We start from the raw sequence: 790 nt of genomic DNA, 5'->3' as shown, positions 1-790 counted from the left end.
CCGCGCGACGCCGGGTCGAGCGAAACGCCGTACTTGTTGGATAGCGTTGTGCTGTTGCGGAATCCCTGCAGCACGTCCTGGTGCCGCGACAGCGCCCAGAACTTCAGCTCCTCGTTGCGATACAGCGGGGCCTCGTCGCGCAGCCGCTTGTAGTACGGGTACGGGTCTTCGTGGAAGTCGTAGTCGTAGGGATCGAGGACCAGGTCGTGGTCGCCAACGTGAACGGTCATTCGGTGGTTGTCTCCTGGCTCGTCTCTGCCGCGCCGGTGAGGATCAGCCGCACCACATAGGCCAGCCGGTCGGCGATCTCGCGGTAGGTGAATTCGCCGCTGCCGGCCTGCACCAGCGCGCCGAAGAAGGACATCTCCAGCGCGGACACGGCGGTGGGGTCCGCGTCGGGGCCCATGGCCGAGGTGATGCGGCGGTGGATCTCCGCGCCGATCCGGTCGCGCGCGGCGGCCACCGCGGGCTCGGCGCCGCCGCTGAGCAACGCCGTCGTGCACGCGGCGCTGACCTCGGGCTCGTCGGCGACCACCAGGGCCAGGTGCCGCAACACCTGTTCCACCCGGTGGGGCATCGGGTCGTTGACGTCGGTGAAGTAGGGGACCTGCCGCACCAGGTCCAGGTAGACCTCGGCGATCAGATGGTTCTTCGACGAGAAGTAGGTGTAGGCGGTCGCCGGCGCGACTTTGGCGCGGGCAGCCACCGCGCGCACCGTCAGGTCGGCGTAAGACTTCTCGCGGAGCGTCTCGATGCCGGCCGCGAGCACCTTGCGGAAGGTCTCCTCCTG

The 790-nt window shown here is 68.5% G+C and carries 1 protein-coding gene and 1 pseudogene; both read right to left on the bottom strand.

Features of this window, described 5'->3' with window-relative positions; translation table 11 throughout:
- A pseudogene (locus tag A9X04_RS09395) lies at positions 1-230 on the bottom strand (cytochrome P450); the annotation flags it as partial.
- Positions 227-790: TetR family transcriptional regulator (locus A9X04_RS09390; RefSeq protein ID WP_067919632.1), on the bottom strand; the 564-nt coding region annotated here is incomplete at its 5' end. The pseudogene A9X04_RS09395 and the gene A9X04_RS09390, both read right to left, overlap by 4 nt.

The organism is Mycobacterium sp. E3247, from assembly GCF_001667785.1.
Classification (GTDB): Bacteria; Actinomycetota; Actinomycetes; order Mycobacteriales; family Mycobacteriaceae; genus Mycobacterium.
This window is presented reverse-complemented; position numbering and strand designations above follow the sequence as displayed.